Genomic DNA, 21,281 nt, shown 5'->3' with positions numbered 1-21,281 from the left:
CTCAGGACGCGGCCCTACTCGGAGGTCTTCTGCCAACCGGCGCCAAGCTCGACTTTGTCGGCGTAGATGCGAAAGTGCGGCCCTTTGTCAGCAGTTCGTGGGACTTCGCCATGTTCGCCTCCGGCTACCGTGTGGGCCACTACTTACGTGCATTATTGTTGCACTAATTTAGCGCCTTGGAAGAACACTAATTTGATGCATTTGAAATGCACTAATTTCATGCACCGCACTTTGGAGACCTCTCCTCGCCGCCCGCGGTGAACCGAACTCAACACTATGGCTGAACTCCAATGCGGGACAGGTCGATCCGTATCCCCGCTCGCCCGACTTCAAGGTTGCAGCCGTCGCGCAGGCCAACAAGACGGCGCGGATCATCTGGGCGCTTCTAAACCAGGGCGGAACCTATCGACGTGCCGCTCGGGTGGCGACTACAGCAGGTCACCGTCGGATGACCGCTGTGACTCCAAAACGATCTGACCGGCGCAGGCTGGCAGAGAGTAAGGTAAAATAACAGGCGATGAACCCATGGGATATAATCCTGACACGAGTGAAGCTACTGCCCCCAATGTGCTCTAAGCGCGTAAACTTGATTTAGCTCCTCGTTTCGCGGATCTCATCAAGGCCAGTGGCCAGTTGCCGCGCGTAAAGGCCGGACATATGACCGCACCGTCCCAATGTGTGAAATCGACTAAAAAAGCTCTTGCCACGCGGGCCGTTCCACATATGGGGGCAAGGTCAGGAACGGTCGCGGTGTGGATACGCTTCAGACATCCACTCCTCATGGTTTCGCATCCACTACCATCAACGAACCTACCTTAAGGTAAGGGAACAAAAGCGCTTCACAACCGTTGGAAGATATCTCCTCCGAACGGCAAAAATGACCCCATGACGCTCCCCTCCGCGACCTACCGGGTCCAGTTCCGCAACGGCATGACCTTCGATCGTGCCTGCGGGCTTGTCCCCTATCTGAAGTCGCTCGGCATCAGCCACCTCTACGCCTCGCCGCTCTTCACGGCCACCAAGGGATCGACGCATGGCTACGACGTGACCGACGCCAACGAGATCGATCCGGCACTTGGAGGAAGGGCGGGCTTCGATCGCCTGACGGAGACGCTGTCAGAGGCAGGCATGGGCCTGATCCTGGACATCGTGCCGAACCATATGGCCGCTTCAACGGAAAATGCCTGGTGGCGGAGTGCCTTGGAATTCGGCAAGCACAGCCCGTTTGCAGGCTATTTCGACATAGACTGGCGCGAGCGGCTGACCCTGCCCCAGCTCGGTAAGAGCTTCGATGAGAGCGTTGCTGCCGGAGAACTGACGATCACCGTCGACGAGGCGCATGGCAATCTGGCGATCGGCTATTATGACGCTCTCTTTCCGCTGAGCATGGAAAGCTACCCTCTGCTCTCGGCGGAACTGGATGATCCGGTTCTTGCCGGGATGGCGGAACTGACGGCCTCTGTCGATGCCGGTGACCTGCATCGCGGCCTGCGCGATATGATCTTCGAGGCCGGCGATCTGACAAGCCTGAGCGGAAGGCTTGCAGAGCTCTCGAAAGACCATGCCTTTATGACGCGGCTGCACGGGGCGCAGCACTGGCAGCTTCAGCGCTGGCAGGAGGCTTCGCAGCATTTGAGCTATCGGCGTTTTTTCGAGGTGACGGGGCTGGTCGGTCTCAGGGTCGAGGATATCAGGGTCTTCGAAGAGAGCCACCGGCTGGTTCTCGATCTCGTGCGTCAGGGCCAGGTGCAGGGCCTGCGCATCGACCATATCGACGGGCTGGCGGAACCGAGAGCCTATCTCGACCGCCTGCGCGAAGCGGTCGGCGCGGACACCTATATCGTCGTCGAAAAGATCCTCGGCACGGGTGAGGAATTGCCCGCCGACTGGCCGGTGCAGGGAACGACGGGCTACGAGTTCATTTCCGCCTTGAGCGGGCTTTTCGTGGAAGCCGAGGGGCTGCAAAAGTTGGACGAGGCCTATCGCCGGCTGGCGGATGGCAATGGCGATTTTGAAGCCGGGCGGCGGGCAGCCAAGCGACTGATGGTTGAACAGAATTTCGCCGGCGAGACGACCCGCCTCACACGCATTGCAGCCAGCCTCTTTCCCGAACTGTCTATGGAGGAAATCACTGGGGCGATCTCAGAGCTTCTGATCGCCTTTTCCGTCTACCGCACCTATGGGGCCGAGGACCCGCTCGACGCGCGGGATGCCGATCTCCTGAAAAAAGCCGCGATGGCCGCCGCCGGACATCTGGACTACGCGCAGCCGCTGCAGAGCGTCGCGGCCATCCTCGAAGGCACTGTTGATAACGAGCCGGCTCGCGAATTCCGCCTCCGTTTCCAGCAGCTCTCCGGCCCCATCATGGCCAAGGCTATGGAGGATACACTCTTCTATCGCTACAACCGGCTGCTGGCAGTAAACGAGGTCGGCGGCGAGCCGGACCATGTGCCAGACGGCATCGAAGCGTTTCACCAATTCATGCAATCGCGCGCGCTCTCCCAGCCCTCAGGTCTTTCGGCAACATCGACGCATGACACAAAGCGTGGCGAAGATGCGCGTGCGCGGCTTTATGCTGTGAGCGAAGGCGCCGGCGTCTTTGCCGACGCCGTCGAACACTGGCGAAGACTAAATGAAAGCCACCGCACCGAGCTGCCGGATGGCGCAGCTCCCGAGCCCAATCTGGAATGGATGCTCTACCAGGCGCTTGCAGGCGCCTGGCCCGAGGATTTCGACCGCCATCATGCCGATGCGCTGCGCGACCGCTTCACCGCTTATGCGGAAAAGGCCGTTCGCGAAGCCAAGCTGCGCACCGACTGGACGGCGCCGAACAATGGCTATGAAGAGGCGGTGCGCGCCTACACGGCCGCACTCCTTTCAACCGATAATGACGCATTCACCGAGGATTTCGCGCGCGTCCTGCAGCCCTTCATCGAAGCCGGCTACGTCAACAGCCTGTCGCAGACGCTGATCAAACTGACCGCACCGGGCATTCCCGACATCTATCAAGGGGCAGAGGGCTTCGATTTCAGTTTCGTCGATCCCGATAACAGGCGCCTGCCGGATTTCGAGACATTAAGCGGCTGGCTTACCGAAGGCGGTGCACTGGCGCGGCTGCAAGCCGCGGCATTGAAACAGCGCATCATCCAGATCGGCCTGGGGCTTCGGATGGAGCGTGCCCGGCTTTTTGCGGAAGGCGGTTACCTGCCGCTTGCCGTCACCGGCATCAGGAGTGATCATGCCGTCGCCTTTGCCCGTCTGCATCACGAGAACTTCGCCATCACGGTCGTGCCGCGACTGATGTTCGGCTGGCTCGATCCCGGCGTGCTCTTTGCCGGACCGGAGTTCTGGGAAGATACGGCAATATCAGTGCCCTTACCCATGCACGGTCTTAAGGCCGATCTCTTGACCGGCAAGATGCTGGAGCCCGGAAGCAAGATCTCGCTTGCCACCCTTCTCGGAGACCAGCCGGCGGCTCTGATCGTGCCCGCCTGACGGCAATTACGAATAAATCTGCTCGGACAAAAAAAAGACGTTGACCTTCCAGTTGCTGGAAGGTTCATAAAGCTGTCCGGATGCCAAAAAGGCATGAAAGGCGCAGTTTTATGGATAACAAGCACGATCATCACCACGACCATCATGAGCATGGTCACGGCCATCACCATCATGGCGACGGCACGCACTGCGGTTGCGGCCAGGACGAAAAGGTTGAAGACATGGTGGTGCGCGATGCCGTGTGCGGCATGACGGTCGATCCGAATGCCGGAAAACCTTCCCTCGACTTTGAAGGTCACACCTATCACTTCTGCAGCGATAGCTGCCGCAAGAAATTCGAGGCGGCACCGCAGGATTATCTGACCGCCAAGGACCCGGTCTGCGGCATGACCGTAAACCGCACGAATGCGAAACACTTCCTAAAGCACGAGGGCGAAAAATTCTATTTCTGCTCGGCCGGCTGCAAGGCGAAGTTCGAAGCCGATCCCGAAACCTATCGCCATGGCAAAAAGCCAGTGGCAGCCGCCATGCCGAAGGGCACGCTCTATACCTGCCCGATGCATCCCGAAGTCGTCAGCGACCATCCCGGCGACTGCCCGAAATGCGGCATGGCGCTGGAACCGATGGGCATTCCGCCCGAAGATGAAGGTCCAAATCCGGAACTCGTAGATTTCATCCGGCGTCTGTGGGTCAGCGCTGTTCTTTCAATTCCGCTCCTGATCCTGACCATGGGCCCGATGGTTGGCCTGTCGTGGCCGCGTGAAGCGCTTGGCGAGCCGCTGGCGAGTTATGTCGAACTGTTGCTGGCGACACCCGTCGTCCTCTGGGCAGCCCTTCCCTTCTTCCGCAGGGCATGGGCATCGGTCGTCAACCGCAGCCCTAACATGTGGACGCTGATCGGCCTCGGCGTCGGCACGGCCTATCTCTACAGCGTCGTGGCGACATTGGCGCCGGACCTCTTCCCGCACAGTTTTACCGGTCATGGCGGCGCCGTCCCCGTCTATTTCGAGGCGGCTGCGGTCATCGTGGCGCTCGTCTTCGTCGGGCAGGTGCTCGAATTGAAGGCTCGTGAACGTACCGGCTCTGCAATTCGCGCGCTGCTCGATCTTGCCCCGAAGACTGCGCGCCGCATCGATGCCGACGGCAGTGAGCGCGACGTGCCTGTCGATGAGATCCAGGCCGGCGACCGGCTGCGTGTACGCCCCGGCGAACGCGTACCGGTCGATGGCTCCGTCACCGAAGGGCAGTCGACCGTGGATGAATCGATGATCACGGGTGAACCGCTTCCGGTTGAAAAGGTGAACGGCGACGCACTGACCGGCGGCACGATGAACAAGAACGGCGCATTGATCATGACCGCCGAAAAGGTCGGTGCCGATACCACGCTCTCACGCATCGTTGATATGGTGGCCAAGGCGCAGCGTTCGCGCGCACCGATTCAGGGCGCCGTCGACCGTGTTTCGGCGATTTTCGTTCCGGCCGTCGTCGCCGCTGCCATCGCAGCCTTCCTCGTCTGGTCCTTCGTCGGGCCGGAGCCGCGGCTGGCCAATGCACTGCTCGCTGCCGTCGCCGTCCTGATCATCGCCTGCCCCTGTGCACTCGGCCTTGCAACGCCGATGTCGATCATGATCGCCACCGGACGCGGCGCGCAAGAGGGTGTCCTGATCAAGGATGCAGAAGCGCTGGAGCGTTTCTCGAAGGTGGACACATTGATCGTCGACAAGACCGGCACGCTGACCGAAGGTAAACCCAAGCTGACAGACGTTGTGGCTTTGGGCAGCATTGATGAAAAACATCTGCTGGCGCTTGCCGCGAGCCTCGAACGCGGCTCCGAACATCCGCTTGCAGAAGCCATCGTCACAGGGGCCGAAGAACGCGGCCTCACCTTTCAGGAAGTCGCAGGTTTCGAGGCAAAGACCGGTAAAGGCGTAATGGGCACAGTCGGCAGCACATCCGTCGCCCTCGGCAATGCCGCCCTGCTCGCCGATCTCGGCATCGATCCGGCAGCACTTTTGGACCAGACCGAAGCGCTCCGCGGCGAAGGCAAGACCGTCATGTTCGTCGTCCTCGAGGGTACTTTGGCCGGCCTCGTTGCCGTCGCCGACCGCGTCAAACCAACGACGGCGGCTGCCATCAAGGCGCTGCACGACAGCGGCCTGAAGATCATCATGGCGACCGGCGACAATGAGCGCACGGCCCGTGCCGTGGCCGAAAGCCTCGGGATCGACGAGGTCCGCGCCGACGTGCTGCCCGAGGACAAGAAGGCGCTCGTCGATGAACTGAGGGCAAAGGGCGCCGTCATTGCCATGGCTGGTGATGGGGTCAATGATGCACCGGCACTTGCGGCCGCCGATGTCGGCATCGCCATGGGCACCGGAGCCGATGTTGCGATGGAAAGTGCCGGCATTACATTGGTGAAGGGCGATCTCAACGGCATTGTACGTGCCCGGCGGCTCGCCGGAGCGACAATGCGCAACATCCGCCAGAACCTCGGCTTCGCCTTCGGCTACAATGCGCTCGGTATTCCCGTGGCTGCCGGTGTGCTCTACCCGATCTTCGGCCTGCTGCTCTCGCCGATGATTGCAGCAGCCGCCATGAGCCTCTCCTCTGTGTCTGTCATTGGCAATGCGCTGAGGCTGAGGGTCGAAAAGCTGTAAAGGAATCGAGCGATGAATATCGGCGAAGCTTCGGAACGGTCCGGTCTGCCGTCAAAGACCATCCGCTACTATGAGGATATCGGCCTGATCCGCCCTGACCGGGGCGGAAACGGCTACCGCGACTACGCGGCCTCGGACGTTCACAAGCTGCGCTTTCTGCAGCGTTCGCGCGGCCTCGGCTTCTCCGTGGAGGAGTGCCGTCAACTGCTGGCGCTCTACGAGGACAAGAGCCGGGCAAGCGCCGACGTCAAGGGGATCGCCGAGGCAAAGCTTTCGGAAATCGACCGCAAGATCCGCGAGCTGACGGAATTGCGACACACGCTCGAGCATCTCGTCCATGCCTGCCACGGCAATGACCGCCCCGACTGCCCGATCCTCGAAGAGCTTTCGGACAGCGCCGCCTGATGGCGCCGGTGTTCCCCCGGGAAATCGAAGGAAGTTTCTCGCGTTCGTGTTATCGGGAAGAAGACAGCCGATCCTGCCCTGCGGTGTCAGCAGGCTTCTCTTGCTCCTGAACTTCCTCGTCCTGTTCATCGTCGACGGTGGTGTCATCCAGCCGATGCTTGATCGCCAGCGCATAGATGACATCGAGAATATTACGGTCCTTTAGATGAGGATCGCTCAACGCCAGCAACGAGGCGCGAACGATCTTCTTGCTGGAGGCTTTCGGACAGCGCTTGCGGACAAAATCATAAAGCGCATCGCCCACAAGTCCATCCATTGCGCCGTCCACGAGAGCCTCGTAGACCCGCTTCTTCTCTTTCATATTCTATGTTCCCCTTGCAAATCAACGGGGTACATATTCTGTCATGGAACTGTCACAAACAACCGCCGAACAGGATGCGCCGACAATTGATCAGGTGTGCAATGGTGGAAAAGTGAAGAATTTTTAGATTACCTAATCGGCTCACCAGGCCTCTTCGAGCCCATGGGAAGTCGCCTGGGCAATCTGCAAGAACATGATGTGGAGTAAACTAACAGTCAACGCATCGGCTTTCGAAGAAGAATGCGTGCACCTGCATAGTCGCCATTTATATTCTCAAAGGGATTGCCCGTCATAGAGCGTGAGCAGGAAATGCTGTTCGGGCGCGTTCAGCCCGCCCTTTATGCGTATCGGGATCCCGGCTCGCCGCCCATCTTCGATCTTGCATTATCGTTCAACGTTACATACATTATGTTCAACACGGGAGAAACCTATGGCTGCCCAGTCCCATACTGCTGCGGAAACCGAAGCAAAGGTCGCGTTGAACCGAAACAGGCTCGTGCTCGAGCAAGCAAAGGCCATCGGTCTCCTCGGCACCGCAAAGAATACCCGCTTATCGGGACGCGTGCCCTCGGAGTTGATCGAGGCGGCCAAGAAGCGCGCCCATGTTACCTCCGACACCGAGTTGCTGGAATTGGCACTTTCCCGGCTGGCTCTTGAAGATGACTTTGGCGTGCGTCTGGTGGGCCGCAAGGGCACCATCCCGACGGATGTCGATCTTGGGATTTGATCTCGCCGAAACCCTCCGATCGCTGAAGCCCGGAAAGCACGTGGGAATGCTCGAACGGAGGCCCGACGAAGCTCTTTCATGGGCTGCTGACGAGCCGCCAATCGGAGGGCCTCTGTTCCTGGACACCAGCGTCTATCTGGACGTGCTTCAAGGGCGCTCGCCCTTGGAGGTCGATACACTGTTGACGTATCGCCTGTGCCACCATTCCGCGGTGTGCCTATCCGAGCTGACCCATGCCTTCGGCCGGCTGAATCCAAATCATCCGTCCACAAAGGTGGCCCTCGAAACGATCGCGGCGACCGTGGAAGACATTCCGGAACACCGGCTCCATGCCCCCGACGTAACCATCTGGGGACAGGCCGGCGTGCTGGCGGGGCTCCTCTTTCGCATGAGCAACCTGCCAAATGGGGAGGGACATGAGCGTCGCTTCGTCAATGATGCCCTCATTTTCCTACAGGCACGGCAGCTGTGTGCGAGCGTATTGACTGGTAACGTCCGGGACTTTGATTTCCTTTCTCAACTCATACCGAGCGTTCGGGTCATTTTCTATCGAGCGTCGCCGGAGCAGTCCCCACCATAAGTGCCGAACTCCCTCCGTCTGTAGCTATTCGGCCGGACTGGAATAGCTTGATTGTATGCCCGCTATACAATCAACCGCGATTGCCCGGTTTATCCTCGTCCTGGCGGTCACTTATACTTTCGCTGCACGGCGACATAACAGAAGCTGTGATCGAATTTGCATTTGGCAGGCTTCCCGAACGCTGCCCGCGAAGCCGTCCTGTCAGGCTTCATTCAGCCCTCAGTCTACGAGCTGCAGCTTCAGGGCCGTGACGCCGACCGCGAAATTGACGCCGACATCGCCTTCGAGCGAAACCGGCTGCAGCGAGACGGTCTTGCTCGTTCCGCCGACCAGCACATTGGCGCCACCGCCGATGCCGACGCTCGCATCGGCCGTGACACCGGCATAATTGCCCTCCAGGCCGGCGACCGGCTCACGCGTGGCGTTGAAGACGAGCCAGACCATCCGGCCCTTTTCGACGGTACCGACATCGAGGCCGAAATCGGTGATCGTGCCGACATAGTGCTGGCTGACGTCGTCGGAAGCGCTCGGTATGTAGGTGCAGTCGAGATCCTGCTTTGAGCCGACGATGACACCGATGCCCTTGGAAACGTCGCAATCAAGCTTGCCGACATCGGCCTGGGCGGCGTTTGCAACGACAGGGGCGGCCAGCATGCCGGCTGCGAGGAGAGAAAGAAGCGTGATTTTCATGATAGATCCTGTCCGAGGTTTGAGCTTCGTCATCTGCGGCGCAGGGGGAGTTGCTGGTACCGCCGATGCTGTCGACGACAGCGCGCCGATCGAGCGCAAAGGTAAGTGCGTCGCCGGACGGGGGGAAATTGCCCGCTGGTTTAGGCGGGCCAATACGTAAGTTTAGTTCCGCACGCTTCGGGATGGGCGTATCTTTCACTCCATCGCCTGACGCCTCCTCCTGACAGGCGACAGAAATCTCGGTTAAGGCTTCCCGGTGTCCCTCCCCTCCGCCGAAGCCACGGATTGCCCGAGGATCCGCAAATGGCCGCCTTCCGCATCCGGAGGCGGCCTCTTTTTTCAGCATTACACGATCATCCATCGCAACCGAAGCAGCGCCGATGGCTTGGTTTACTGCCAAGACCTGAGAAATTTCGCTCGGAAATCGTTCGGCCCGATGAGCCATCAGCACCGCCTCACGCGCGTAGGCGGGCGCGCTCCATTTCAGATACACGTTGCCCCGATCGGTATTGAGGCTATAGATTTTCGACCAAGGTACGGCGCCTATCAATTCCGGCGCGGCCAACACTTCATAGGCATGTGCTGCCAACCATTCTTCCGCCCAGGTGATTTCTAAATCTATCGCGAAGGCTAGAATTCCGATGGCCAGCGCTGGTGAGCATGCATGACGGTGATGATCTCGATGTCCCATCCAACCCGGTACAGGATGATGTAGGGAATATCCGTCAGCACCAGTTCACGGGTGCCTTTGATGCGCCCCGGCCGTCCGCTCGCAGGTAGTTCGGCGAGCGCATCCACGGCCGTTACGATCCTGGCAATCACGCGTGCTGCCGCATCAGGATCATCCTTCTCAATATGAGCGCCGATTTCGTCAAGCCGCCGTAACGCCCGAAACGTCCAGCGAATACGCTTTCCGCTCATGATTGACGGGCAGACTTGACGTACTTTCCAACGACCTTCGCCACATCTTCGGCGCTGGCAAATTCGCCGCGATCGGCCTCAGCCAACCCGGCTTCGATCTCGGCAAGCTGCCACTCCTGCTGCTCAACGAAAGCCTCGATGGCCTCGGCAGCCATGTAGGCGCGGGAGCGATCCAGCTTTTCCGCAATCTGATTCAGCTTGTTCGCGGTTTCATCGGAAACACGCACGGTAAACGCAGCAGTCATGGTCTCTAACCTTTTTGGTTCACTTTGATTATTGATGAACCAAAAAGGTTCGTCAAGGTTCTGCTCATGAATTAAGACCATCATGTGGCGAATAAGCCGACCACTCCGAGACGGAGTGGTCGGGCAACAGGGGCTAACCCCCTATGAGCGTCCCGCCAAGCGGGCGCTGCGACGTTCAAGTCCGGTTTCCTTCGTACTCACACGACTTGGCGACCCTTGAGTGAGGTCGAGCAATGCCATGCTCGCCCCCAGCGCCGGTAAACCTGCACCAATCCTCCGAGGATTTCGTGGCGTGCCATAATCGCCCCTGTCTATTTTCCATTTCGATATGGAAACAGGGAATCACGACATCAAGCGCCCGTTAAACGAGGGGCGGTCGTTTGTGCTAGCCGCGTGTTAGGTCCAAAAACGACTTCTTCCTCCCAAGGGCGGCCGATAAAGTCTTAATAATCCGGTAAATTTTGGTTGCGGGGGCCTGATGGCAGGGAGACTTGTAAATTCTTTGCTCTTGATGGGATACGAACTGGCGACCTGCACGTTTCTCGCACGTAAGTACGCCTGATGACGTGCAACATCACTATGGTCGCTTTCTTCTGCAGGACGAGGCAGCATTGGCCGCCAAGATTTTGAACCAGGTCTGGGAAGCGGCATGAAGAGCTGAGTCAGACAAAGCTTAGGCCCAGCGCAATCTGATGCGAATGAGCGTTGCCCGCCTTTTCGAGCAGGCCTAACCTTTATCTCTTGAGAGTGCCAACCATTCGATTGATAGCGCCCCAATATTCCTTGTGCATGGTTTCGGCTGCTTCCGAGATCGCCAGCTTCCAAGCAGGCCCGCGATCCCATGCCTCTTCCAGGGCATCAGCCAGTGAAGGCCCATGGCCCGTGACCGGCAAGGCGTCGAATAGCATTCCTGCCTGTCTGAGGTCTTTATCCCGTTTGGCCTGGCCGCCAGCGTCATTTTGGCGGCGACCGGCAATGATAAGCTTGTGCACCGCGTACCTGCAGGGATCAGGGATGACAACTGAGATACCGGCACCATGCAGCAGGATCGAACGAACGGGATCACGGATCAAGAAATCCATGAATCTTAGCGGTTCGGCTGACGCGCCACCGAGAGCGGGCATGTTGGCGGGTTTGTCCGAATATTCTTCGGCTCCCCTGTTAGTCGTCATGAACTCGACCCTGTAACCGGTTTGATTCCGGAAGGCATGAGGTCGAGAGCTGCCGCTGATATGCGGCACGGCGCGGAACGTTGGATCAAGCCCTTTTAGGAGATCGAGGATCGGCGGCAGCGAATCCATCACCTCGGCAGAGATCGCGAAATCCTGGGCTAGGTCTGCATCACCTGTTAGGATCGCCGCCGAAGGCAGACGGATGCCAAGATATGCCGAGTAGCATTGAAAAGCGACGGTGCCGATGAGAACACCGCGCAGCCGGAAGAGACCGGCCTTGGCAAGCGCCTGTACGATATCGCCGGTAAAGCGATCAGCGGCAATCAAACCGGCTTCGCGCGTTAGTGTGGAAACGAACTTGCGGCGAGCCTTATAGTCTGACTTCTCACCCTTGAAGGTTTCGACCCGTTCCGAAATCAAGGGATCGTCGGCAGGCCCGACATACCGGCGCTTCTGCCCACCCTCACCGTCGGGTTGGTCGAAATACCAATAACGTCGACCATCGACTGCCACCGGCACGAATCTGCCCGATGGGGGGAAGTCTTCCGCCCAATCATCATCAAATGCCCGCTGCTGGAGTTCCGCGACCATGGTCCGGAACATGAGATCAATCTGCTTAATCACGGCGGCCTCTATATCGGTTTCACAAAAATAGTATAGTTACGCCCCCAAGCAAGCTTGGCTGCTTTTACCCAGTGGCACTGCCCGCCCCCGCTCCCTCCAATACCAGTCACTACCCACCTGATGCTCATTATACTAATCTCTCGAACCTAGTATAGCACCGCTTTCGAGATGCACGCCTTGAACGGATATGATCACGGCCCGTAGAGCAATTGACACCAAAGCACTGAATATATGTGATCATGTCCTTATCATGGATGGGAGGGGCAATGGCGGACACGTCATTTTGGAATGAGGCGATCACTTTGGGGGTCGCAATGCTGGGTGCCGGCCTTGGCATCATGAATACCTGGCAAGCGCTCAACGCCAACCGCGTGAAGCTCCGGGTTAAGCCGGCCTTCGCGATAGGTATCCCACACGGCCAATCAATGTTCTCAATCGAGGTAGTCAATCTCAGCAATTTTCCGATCACGGTCAGCGAAGTCGGTTTTACGCTCGACGGCAATAACATCAAACGACCGCGTGCAGCGGTAGTCAGGCCCATCCTGATTGATGGGGGCGCCTGGCCGCGACGCCTTGTGGCCCGCGAGGCCGTGTCTATCTATCTGGACCATTTGGATCTGATACGACCTGGCAGCAAGGTTGGGCTCGCCTATGCCCAGACCGCATGCGGAGAAGTGCGCTATGGCGTGAGCGAGGCACTGAAACAGTTCCGGAAAATGGTGGCATGAGCGAGCTTGTCCTATGCTCCAACTCTATTCCGGCCGGCGCCGCAAGCTGCGACTCCGGGCGCGGGTATGCATCGGCCCGGTACCGACGCAGCACAATGCCTGGGTCAGCTTCTGTCGGAAGAATCGCGCCTTGCGACACTGGAACTTCATGCCGGCCACGGTTATGGCAGCCTGTCGAGATACGAGGGCGATTTCCATGCCGATTTTCATAAGTCATAGCAGTAAAGACCGCGATTTCGCCGATGCGCTTGGCGCAAACCTCGTTATGAGCAAGCATCATATCTGGATGGATCGGTGGGAGCTTAACGTCGGCGACTCGCTTTTGGATCGAATTCAACACGTATTGACCGAGAGCACGGCGATCATCGTTCTTCTTTCGAAGAACTCTGTCGAATCGGAATGGTGTCGACGCGAAATCAACGCCGGCCTGATGCGTGAACTTTCAGAGCGAAAATCCTTGCTCATGCCTTGCGTGATCGAAGAATGCCCCGTGCCGCTCTTTCTTCAGGACAAGGTCTACGCCGATTTTCGAACCGACCCTGACGAAGCACTCGACCAACTCAAAGCCGCTCTCGCGAAAGTTTCCAATCCCAGGCAAGGAAGGAACGAAACGCCTCAGTTCAAAACCGATTGGTCCGTGGACTGGAAAAGTAGAGACGGCATTCGTCTCATCGAATGGACGTTTGTCGATCACGGGCACGAGTGGCCGTATGTCGTCTTGAGCAAATGCACGGTCATCTGCAACCCCAAAGCGAGCGTCAACTTTGCCAAAGCAGAAGCGGAGGACCGGGCGGATGAATACATGCGCGATATTTTGGCGACGGTCATGGAGCAAGTTCCGGTCGATGGGCTTATCGTTCGAATCGAGGATGCGCGCGAGCAAGCCATAGCAAAGCGTTTCAACCGTTCGAACGGCGAAGCGTTCGATATTCACTTCTCTTATCGTCGGCTAGGGGAAGACAACGGGTTCGACACAGTCGTGTATTTTGACAACAATCTTCAAATTGCGCTGAATCATATGGTCGCCGTTACGGCACAACCGGCGCGATAGTCTCGTCCTGAAGCCGAGACTTGGACATTCTACGAGGGAAAGATCGCGCAGGGTGTTTTTCAGTTTTCACTACGATCGCGACATGAGGTGCGTCGTCCAGGTTCGCAATTCCTGTTGTCCGACTCGGGAGCGAGGGGCTGCGGGACGCTGACCGCGATCAATCGACGATTTGCCAAACGAACACGCGTGGGTATCTCAAGGCGCTGATCGCATGATCAGACGCCGAAATAGCGTCGGGTAGGTCAACTCAGTTGCCAGCTCCTTCGGAAACTTGCCGCCGTCGAACACCTTCTTGGCCGCGGCGCCGGTCGAGGCGACTGGAAGCAGCCTTGCTTTGGGGTGCATCTCCCTGAATATCCGAAGTTCTTCGAAGATGCCTTCCATTCCTCCGATGAAGACCGCGCAATCGAACCTACGACTCCCGATCATTCTCTTGCGCATGTGCGACAGGCTCTGCTTCAGGTCTCCGTCGACCGATCTGGTATAGCGGACGTCCACGAAATCGCTGACCTGAGGTGGTATCTTGTCTTCGAAGAATTTGGACTGAAAAATCGTCACGTTTTCTGCGCGCAGGTCGAAATCTCGCACATGGAAGGCGACCAACGGCGTGATCGCCGGATGACCACCGAACGTCAGTGTTCCGTCGATGACGACTATCTCGACAAGTGCCTTGATGGCTTCCCTGATCGCCAAGACGTCCGCCGTTTCGAAAAATTCACCTTCCTCTGTCGGAAGAGGGATACTTGCCGATAGGAAAATGTTTCTCACTTCGCGTACCCTTCCAATTCCTTGCAAGCCGCCGTCACGTGGAGCGTGCGCAACGGCAGATGGCGGTCGAGCCAATCGAGATGCTTTTTCCAAGCGTCGAGTATGCCTCTACTGTCATAGATCACCCAGTGGGATCGCGGCTCGAATTGCGACCTGTCCACCGAATCGAAGATTTCCATAAGTCGGTCCGACGTCGGTCGGCCGATGGTAGGGATCACGGCGAAGGTCTTTCCCTTCCTTCCTCTCACCAGAATCCACCCCTGCGGCTGCACGACTACCTCGAAGCCGAGGTCGCGGGCGTAGTCGCAGAAAGTGTCGACGAGATATCGATGCCGCCACACGACAGCTTGTGAGCGCAATTCTTCCGTGCGCGCGCATATCCTGTCGATCGTCGACTTGAGGACGCTTCCGGCCTTGCCTTTTTGGCCGTTTCGAAAATCGCGCTCGGTCAAGATCAAAAACGTACTCATCGACGATTCCGGATCCGGAGCCTGACCGGGCCATAGAAGATGCAGAATCTGGATGTTCGTAAGGTTCGCTTGAGCGAGCTCTAGCGTCGTCCATCGGCTCTCCCTGAACCCCGGGGTGTCGATCAAAAGAACGACGTCCGAATCGCCCATTCGGTGCCAAAGTTCGGCCTGAAAGTCGACTGCCGGCGGAACGGATCTTACATCGATAAATACGTCGAAGCCAGCGGCGTCCAAACGGTCGTAGAGCTTATCCGCTAACGCCTGTGATTCCTTTCGACGATAGCTGATAAACAGCTTCCTCTCCCTGCGAAGCAGACGGAACGTTTCAAAGACGAGTGACGCCAGACGGGGTAAGCCCGCAAGCTCCTCGTCCAGCTGAACTGCGTTGATATGGCGAAGCTCAACGGGAATATCGACGTGGACGCGGTCGAGATCGCTCACCACGGGGATGACGACATTCGACTGGGTCAACAGCTTTTCGATAAGAGCGGAGCTTTTGACACCAGCGCCACCAAAGACGATAGCCAGGGTCGGGAGCTTTGTGCTATCGTGACTATAAAGCGTTTCAGGAACGATAGCGAGTACGTCGCCTGGAAGCTGCATCTCGCTTGCCCGCTTCTCGATCGCTTCCTTCAGCGCTGTGTGCTGAGCGGAGGTCCCCCCGACGAGAACGACTTGATATCGAGCGCGTGAGTTTTCCGCCACCATATGCCCTCCTGCATTGTCTCCACACTACGCGTTGATTCTCACGACAGCTTTGTCAAGTACGCCCGAAATCCCTCGGCCGACCTACCCACGTCGCGAGATCCCCCACCGCCGACAAAGCCTGGATCGAGGCGCGTGTCCTGATCAGACGCTCTTCGGGCAGGGCTGATGGATCGGTTTTCGCGCCGTAAAGATTAGCGGCGCAATTACCTCGCGTCGCGCCGCGTTTGGTCATCGAAGTTGCCAGACGCGTTACAGGGCCGGTTAGTTCGGTTGTACTCTCGACTCACTGCCTGGTTGTGGCTATACTTAGACCGACTTAGCGCAGCCTTCGGGGTGCACGATGGGGGCCAAGAGCGACCAGGCGGACGAGACGAGCCTGAGTAACCGTGTCTTTATGCACGACGCTTTCCTCAGTCATCGGGTCGGTGACGGGGCCGGCAAGCTATTCGAGGCGCTTTCCGATCGCGGGTGCAGGATCTGGTACGACAACGACGAACAGATCACGAACCGCCGCGTGATCGAGGTTATGAAGGAGCAATTCTCCAGCTCCCGCATGGTAATTGCTCATCTGTCTCGCGATTTTATTCCCTCGCCTTGGACGATGCTGGAGATTCTGGCAGCTCTGGCGTCCGAACAGGAATGCGAATGCACCCGGCTGGTGCTCTACACAGTCGATCGCGAACGGACGGCGGACCTCGAGGACTTCGGGTTCGACGAGCCAATGCGCAGGAATATCGGGGTCCGTCGTGTTTTCGACGACAGTTCCGTGGACGAATTGGCCGTATTCCTTCGACAAGCCAACCACGGCCCCACAACTGACCCCTCGGCGACCCGACACGCACCTCTACGTCGCCGCCGAAAGCTTGACAGGCTCGCCCAAGCCCTCGAAAAATTAGGCAAGGACGAAGCAAGTCACATCGACGACGAAAAGCCGGTCACCCCGCGCGATAGGGCGGACCTCTACGGTCACTTGCTACTCGATCATTTCCGCGCAGAATCCGGTCACTATGTGGCGGCGAGCTACGAACTGTTCGGCTTTCGGTGCGGAGAGGCCGTTGCTGCCGAGGACGGCGAACCGCGCACCGGTCCTTGCCTTGCAGTGACGCGCGCAATTGGATGCCTTGCAGTCGAATCGGAGCGCGGCGACGACCGCGCGAACGCCTACATGCTCCTTGAGATGCTTGCCCGGCATTATGCCGACAAGCTTGCGGCGCGTTTTCTACGTGCGGCGATCGCTCGCGAACACGACTGGACGATCGCAAGATGTGTCATGCCGGACGCCCGCGGCAATTGCGAGTGGTGGCCGGTCAGGCTTCACGGTGTGGAGCAAGAACGGCTGATGTCCCTCGAACAGGGGCTCAGTTACGTCGAACCCGAACTCAGACCTCTGTTGGCTGACACTGTCCGCCTGAAGCTGATGGGGAAAACAAATCTTCGCGTCGGTGATCTGCCGGACGAGTATCAGGTTGATCTCGAACTGCATTGGCTTGCGGTCGTCATCGACGCATACGCGTGCGAACCGACGACCTGGGGATCCAAGTTGACCGAAGCTGGTAGCGTCGGCGGCGGAGGAACCGAAATCGAACTTTGCATGCGCAGGCTCTTTCCCATCGTCGCTCGTCAACTTGAGCCGTTCGAATCGGGGCAAAACGAGAACATGTTCATACGAATCTTGAATTCCTGTGAAAAGACGATCGGCTCGTTGATCGACGTCAGCGAACGGAACGGCGGTAGACCGCTATCCGAGTTCAACACTTTTTTTGTCGACTATTTACTGCCGCTCCTGGGGCTTTTCGTGCAATATGGCGAGTTCGACCACGCAGTCGATGTCGCCAGCCGCGCCATAACGATAATCGGCAGAAAATTGCCGCACGAAGCCGAAGCGTACCGCGCCCTCATCAGCGATTGTACTGACGCTCGTGCGCGTGAGACCCCACGTACCTCGATGCCCCTCCATTGCGAGTTTGGCCGTATTGAGAACAGTTCGACGTCTTTTCGAAATCTTTGGCCAACGGCCGCGTCGCTGGATTATCGGAAATAAATCGAACGGATATCTTCATGCGGACCCGACGCTGACCCTTTCCCGAGAAAAGAGCCTGTTCTTAGGCCCGCGCGATTTCGCTCCATAGCCTGCCAGCGGATCTTACCACGTCCGTTAGTCCGGCCGGCGGCGCGCAGACGCCTTCGGCAGCTCCTCCAAGGTTACAGGCAACATCGTGACCACCAACGGCACCAGCAGGGACGGATAGCGAACTCCGCCACGACCGAAGCGATAACACCGGGGAGTGGACGAGATGCTGCGGTTCTGGCACTCGCGACGGTCTCTATTCCGCCTGTCAAAGTTACGCGAACGGCGTTATCTGGCACGACGGCTACGCCGTGATCCATGGCAGACCGTCTTTGCCTAGTGCCCAGCAAGATGGTGATCGCCACCGCTCACCATCTTTCGACGCTGAGCGGCGGCTCGTGAACTGGTGAGACTCCGCTGACGAACCTTCTGCCTTCGGTCAAATGCTTTCGAAGATTTGGATTACTCGAGGGTCACAGCCACATAGGATGACTCCGATTCTCGGAACACAGTATTCCAAGCCGTGCCGTAATCCTTATGCAATTGACTGACCAGAGCTGATAGATTTCCGACTGTCACGCCGCTTTGCGTCTTGTAAGGCTTCCCCCACTTCACTGATCCGTTAGTAAAGTGAATGGTGAAATCACGACCCTTATTAATAGCAACAATTGCTTCGACCACCTGGGCATCAGGGTTATCATATTTACCATCGGCTGAAATAACATAGTGTTTCGCCGGAAACTTCCGAAGGAAAATTTCAGGGTTGTTCCGCGAACTGCCATGATGAGGAATTTTGAGAATATCGACGGCAGCGTCCTCGTCCGAAAGGCCGATTTCATCCCAAGCCTCGGCCAAGTCCTTGCCTTGCGCGTCACCGGTCAGAAGAATTCGCTTTCCACGTATTTTGACAAGCATTGCTAATGAGGAAAGGTTCGGCACAGACTTATCCAATTTGCTGTCCGGCAAGAACAGAGACGCGACAGCCGCTTCTCGGGCTTCTTTCGTTGGTTTTTGAAGCGCCTTAGTCCACTCCTCGCGTAGCGCATCAAGCCGATTTTTACGTGGACCAAGTATGATTATCTGTGCTCCGTCCAGCTTGATTGGCTCCTGGCCCTTCGCCGAAGAGATCAGCCCATTTATTGGCGTATTCGAGGCGAGATGGAGCTTGCCAAGATCTGCAGCAAGCGAGATTCCCTGACCAACGCTTTCGATGACCGCTTCAGCTTCCTCATCATCGATGTGGATCTTGAAAGCAGCTCCGAGGTTTTGCGGCTGCAAACCGTCGGCCGACAGTCCCTGCACTGCTGAATGGCCGATGATGGCCTCGAAGGAATTAAACCAGAATCGAGCAAATTTCAGCTCCGCGGGATTTCCGGGACCGGCAGCTGAGAGGATATTTGTCACCTTCTGGAGGCCGTTTATGTGGTCGTCGTCAATGTGGCTAACCATTCCCAAGTCGATCGGGATAGGCCGCTCGTTCGTAAGCTCCCGGAGGCGAGGAAGCAGGGCATCTTTCCAGACAGCAAAAGGCTTGCCGTCGATCTTTTCCGCCCGTGGACCACCATCGATGACCCATGTGATCTCTCGCGTAGACTGTTCGTCAGTGTATCGTAATAAAAGGCAGTCGCCGTACAGCGCGTTAAGTGCCTCCAGGATAATCATACTTCCGACCTCCTCAAACAGACTGAAGTGCTCTGAAAATGTCCAGTAGGCCCGCTCCCTGAAATCCAGGTTCCCTTCCAAGATCCGTGGCCGTATCCATCAGAATCTTTTTTATCTTCCGCGGTTGGCCGATGAGTTCGGGGTGTCGCGCCATAAGAAGCGCGGCAGCTCCCGAAACGTGCGGCGCGGCCATGGAGGTCCCATCAAGGCGTTGAGACCGATTGCCCCGGATGGTCGATGTTATCTTCTCGCCGGGTGCCAGGATATCCGGCTTTCGCCGACCGTCCCCGGTCGGGCCTCGACTGGAAAAGTAGCTGACGCCATAGGCATGAGGGTCCCGCCTGTGGGTGGAGCCAACCGTGATGACATCCTCGGCATTACCAGGATCCGTTATACTGACTGTCTTGTAGCCGCTCCCGAGGCTCTGTTTCGTGACACCATCAAAGCCCATGTTTCCAGCCGCGGCCACGACAACAACCCCTGCCCCGACCAGTTGATTACATGCGTCGCAGACGGGCGTCCTCCCGCACCCGAAGCTGTCGACGTCGTGGCGCAAGGCAAGTGACATGTTCACGCCATGGATAACCGGATTATCTCGATCGCGGTTCAACCATCCGATAAACTCTAGAGCCGCCAGGATAGAGAACTCGTCCCCGTTGCCGTCGGCGGCAAAGACTCGCAGGTCGTAAAGGGTCAGCTTCGGGCAAACGCCAATCAAAGGTCTGTCAAAATCCTCCGGTTCCTCGACCCGGGCAGCAAGTATTCCGGCAACATGCGTTCCATGATCGTCTGCGGGAACGACGTAGTTTTCGTCGTGAGGAATTTCAATCAAAGGCGCGGCGATCGACCAGTCCAAACCACGGCCTTCTTCTGCCCTTCCCGCGAGGGAGCGCACATCTCGATGAATCTTGTCGAAATAGGACGAAGACTGCTTTCTTGCAATTAAGGTGTCGGTGGCGCGGTCGGGCGCCTCCGCCACGTCTGCCAAAAGCTCGCGAAGATGAGAAAAATCATAAGTCGCCTTCACCCGAGATGACCAATGAAGATCGTCCAAACCCAGCGCCGTGCCGTTCTTCTCACTTCGTCTGACGCGGGGACTATCCTGATCAATGAAGCCAACATGGGTTGCGTCCACTCCGTTGTCGATTACCGCAAAAGTTATCCCTTTGCCGTCGGTGTCGAAGACCCGTTGAGCCGCATCCGCTTTCACTGTTTTCCGTGAATCAAAAACGGTCTGCGAAGCGGTGCGGTTGATGTTAATCAGCCAGATGCGCTTTTGATCAGGCTCGGAGGGTGGATCCATGTTCAGATCGACATGCGCCAAGAGAACTCGTAAGTCCGCGTCGAATTCGTCGGCATTTTTCACCGGCTTGTGACCGTCTTGCGGATCTTTTCCAAGTCGTCGAGCGATCCGGTACAAGGCCGTCATCTGCGCATAAGTTCGGGCACGCTTCATCTCGGTTATGAAGCCGACAAGCGTCACAAAGCGGATGAACTCCAGACGTGGCCCGCCCTTTCGAATAACATCGAGAAGATCGCCGGCAATCAAGTCCCGAAACCCTTCCGGCAGTGCTTGCCACCAACCCGTCAAGGGGACGACAAACTTGCTCACCGCTTCGAAATCCAGTCGCGCGACCACCCGCGAAGAGCTTGTCGCGATCCTCGCTAAACGAGCTTTTTCATTGGTGAGTAGTCCTCGCAAAGACCGAGCGATCTGACCGGGTAGCGATCCAGTCCATGGCGTAATCAACAGGTCGACAGTCTGATCGGGAACATCGTCACCCCGCACCGCCGACTGCGCGAGTTGCTCGGCACGGCGGATGAAACTAATCCAAACATCAGGAACAATTGGGCTGTCCTGAGTCCATCTCCCCTGTCCAAACGTTCCGAGAACGAAGTGTCTGACTTCCTCATCTGAGAGAGCTTTTGGTACGCGCGGCGTTGCCATA

Annotated in this window: 17 protein-coding genes and 1 pseudogene; 8 read left to right on the top strand and 10 right to left on the bottom strand. The window is 57.8% G+C overall.

The genetic code is table 11. The features are described from left to right. Positions 1–17: 17 nt before the first annotated feature. Positions 18–104, bottom strand: a pseudogene (locus H4W29_RS34760) (DUF736 family protein); the annotation flags it as partial. A gap of 781 nt (positions 105–885) precedes the next feature. Here H4W29_RS34760 and treY point away from each other — a divergent pair. The 3 genes from treY to cueR all read left to right on the top strand — a co-directional run bounded on the left by treY (position 886) and on the right by cueR (position 6,557). Then, on the top strand, positions 886–3,495 hold the full coding sequence (gene treY / locus H4W29_RS28475; protein ID WP_192732142.1) for a malto-oligosyltrehalose synthase: 2,610 nt from the start codon (positions 886–888) through the stop codon (positions 3,493–3,495). A gap of 110 nt (positions 3,496–3,605) precedes the next feature. Beyond that, positions 3,606–6,152, top strand: coding sequence for a heavy metal translocating P-type ATPase (locus H4W29_RS28470; protein WP_192732141.1), 2,547 nt, complete (start codon positions 3,606–3,608; stop codon positions 6,150–6,152). A gap of 12 nt (positions 6,153–6,164) precedes the next feature. Further along, positions 6,165–6,557: a Cu(I)-responsive transcriptional regulator gene (gene cueR, locus H4W29_RS28465; protein WP_007812037.1), complete on the top strand. Its 393-nt coding sequence runs from the start codon at positions 6,165–6,167 to the stop codon at positions 6,555–6,557. A 49-nt stretch (positions 6,558–6,606) separates the two neighbouring features. Here the strand turns inward: cueR and H4W29_RS28460 are convergent, their stop codons facing one another. Beyond that, on the bottom strand, positions 6,607–6,918 hold the full coding sequence (locus H4W29_RS28460; RefSeq protein ID WP_192732140.1) for a hypothetical protein: 312 nt from the start codon (positions 6,916–6,918) through the stop codon (positions 6,607–6,609). A 430-nt stretch (positions 6,919–7,348) separates the two neighbouring features. Here H4W29_RS28460 and H4W29_RS28455 point away from each other — a divergent pair, with 430 nt between their 5' ends. Together H4W29_RS28455 and H4W29_RS28450 are read left to right on the top strand one after the other, a co-directional pair. Next, a complete protein-coding gene (locus H4W29_RS28455) occupies positions 7,349–7,645 on the top strand; it encodes a hypothetical protein (RefSeq protein ID WP_192732139.1) in 297 nt (98 codons plus the stop codon). Further along, positions 7,635–8,225 carry a type II toxin-antitoxin system VapC family toxin gene (locus H4W29_RS28450; protein ID WP_192732138.1) on the top strand — a complete coding sequence of 197 codons (591 nt, stop codon included), beginning with the start codon at positions 7,635–7,637 and terminating at the stop codon, positions 8,223–8,225. The genes H4W29_RS28455 and H4W29_RS28450 overlap by 11 nt, the downstream gene beginning before the upstream one ends. Positions 8,226–8,444: 219 nt before the next feature. Here H4W29_RS28450 and H4W29_RS28445 read toward each other — a convergent pair whose 3' ends face one another. The 4 genes from H4W29_RS28445 to H4W29_RS28430 form a co-directional block, all read right to left on the bottom strand. Beyond that, positions 8,445–8,915, bottom strand: coding sequence for a DUF992 domain-containing protein (locus H4W29_RS28445; RefSeq protein ID WP_192732137.1), 471 nt, complete (start codon positions 8,913–8,915; stop codon positions 8,445–8,447). Positions 8,916–9,545: 630 nt separating this feature from the next. Continuing rightward, the gene (locus H4W29_RS28440) at positions 9,546–9,836 is read right to left on the bottom strand and encodes a type II toxin-antitoxin system RelE/ParE family toxin (protein ID WP_192732136.1); all 291 of its coding nucleotides are present in this window, start codon (positions 9,834–9,836) and stop codon (positions 9,546–9,548) included. Beyond that, a complete protein-coding gene (locus tag H4W29_RS28435) occupies positions 9,833–10,081 on the bottom strand; it encodes a CopG family ribbon-helix-helix protein (RefSeq protein WP_192732836.1) in 249 nt (82 codons plus the stop codon). Before H4W29_RS28435 ends, H4W29_RS28440 begins: the two co-directional genes overlap by 4 nt. Positions 10,082–10,815: 734 nt before the next feature. Beyond that, positions 10,816–11,874: a nucleotidyltransferase family protein gene (locus H4W29_RS28430; RefSeq protein ID WP_312872509.1), complete on the bottom strand. Its 1,059-nt coding sequence runs from the start codon at positions 11,872–11,874 to the stop codon at positions 10,816–10,818. 269 nt (positions 11,875–12,143) lie between these two features. Between H4W29_RS28430 and H4W29_RS28425 the strand changes: the two genes are divergently transcribed. Further along, entirely contained in the window at positions 12,144–12,605 is a 462-nt protein-coding gene (locus H4W29_RS28425) for a hypothetical protein (RefSeq protein ID WP_192732134.1), read from the top strand. Positions 12,606–12,801: 196 nt separating this feature from the next. After that, positions 12,802–13,656 carry a toll/interleukin-1 receptor domain-containing protein gene (locus tag H4W29_RS28420; protein WP_192732133.1) on the top strand — a complete coding sequence of 285 codons (855 nt, stop codon included), beginning with the start codon at positions 12,802–12,804 and terminating at the stop codon, positions 13,654–13,656. A gap of 195 nt (positions 13,657–13,851) precedes the next feature. Here H4W29_RS28420 and thcA read toward each other — a convergent pair whose 3' ends face one another. Next, the gene (thcA, locus tag H4W29_RS28415; RefSeq protein ID WP_312872432.1) at positions 13,852–14,424 is read right to left on the bottom strand and encodes a Thoeris type III anti-phage system protein ThcA; all 573 of its coding nucleotides are present in this window, start codon (positions 14,422–14,424) and stop codon (positions 13,852–13,854) included. Then, complete coding sequence (gene thcB4 / locus H4W29_RS28410) at positions 14,421–15,602, bottom strand: Thoeris type III anti-phage system protein ThcB4 (RefSeq protein WP_192732131.1); 1,182 nt, start codon at positions 15,600–15,602, stop codon at positions 14,421–14,423. Before thcB4 ends, thcA begins: the two co-directional genes overlap by 4 nt. Positions 15,603–15,942: 340 nt before the next feature. Between thcB4 and H4W29_RS28405 the strand changes: the two genes are divergently transcribed. Beyond that, positions 15,943–17,643, top strand: coding sequence for a toll/interleukin-1 receptor domain-containing protein (locus H4W29_RS28405; protein WP_192732130.1), 1,701 nt, complete (start codon positions 15,943–15,945; stop codon positions 17,641–17,643). 489 nt (positions 17,644–18,132) lie between these two features. Here the strand turns inward: H4W29_RS28405 and H4W29_RS28400 are convergent, their stop codons facing one another. After that, positions 18,133–19,332, bottom strand: a complete 1,200-nt coding sequence (locus tag H4W29_RS28400) for a ComEC/Rec2 family competence protein (protein WP_246517488.1) — start codon at positions 19,330–19,332, stop codon at positions 18,133–18,135. 13 nt (positions 19,333–19,345) lie between these two features. Beyond that, on the bottom strand, positions 19,346–21,280 hold the full coding sequence (locus H4W29_RS28395; RefSeq protein ID WP_192732129.1) for a S8 family serine peptidase: 1,935 nt from the start codon (positions 21,278–21,280) through the stop codon (positions 19,346–19,348). Between the last annotated feature and the right edge of the window lies 1 nt (position 21,281).

This window comes from Rhizobium viscosum, assembly GCF_014873945.1.
GTDB classification, from domain to species: Bacteria; Pseudomonadota; Alphaproteobacteria; order Rhizobiales; family Rhizobiaceae; genus Rhizobium; species Rhizobium viscosum.
Note: the sequence above shows the minus strand (reverse complement) of the source record. Positions and strands in the feature narration are given on the sequence as shown.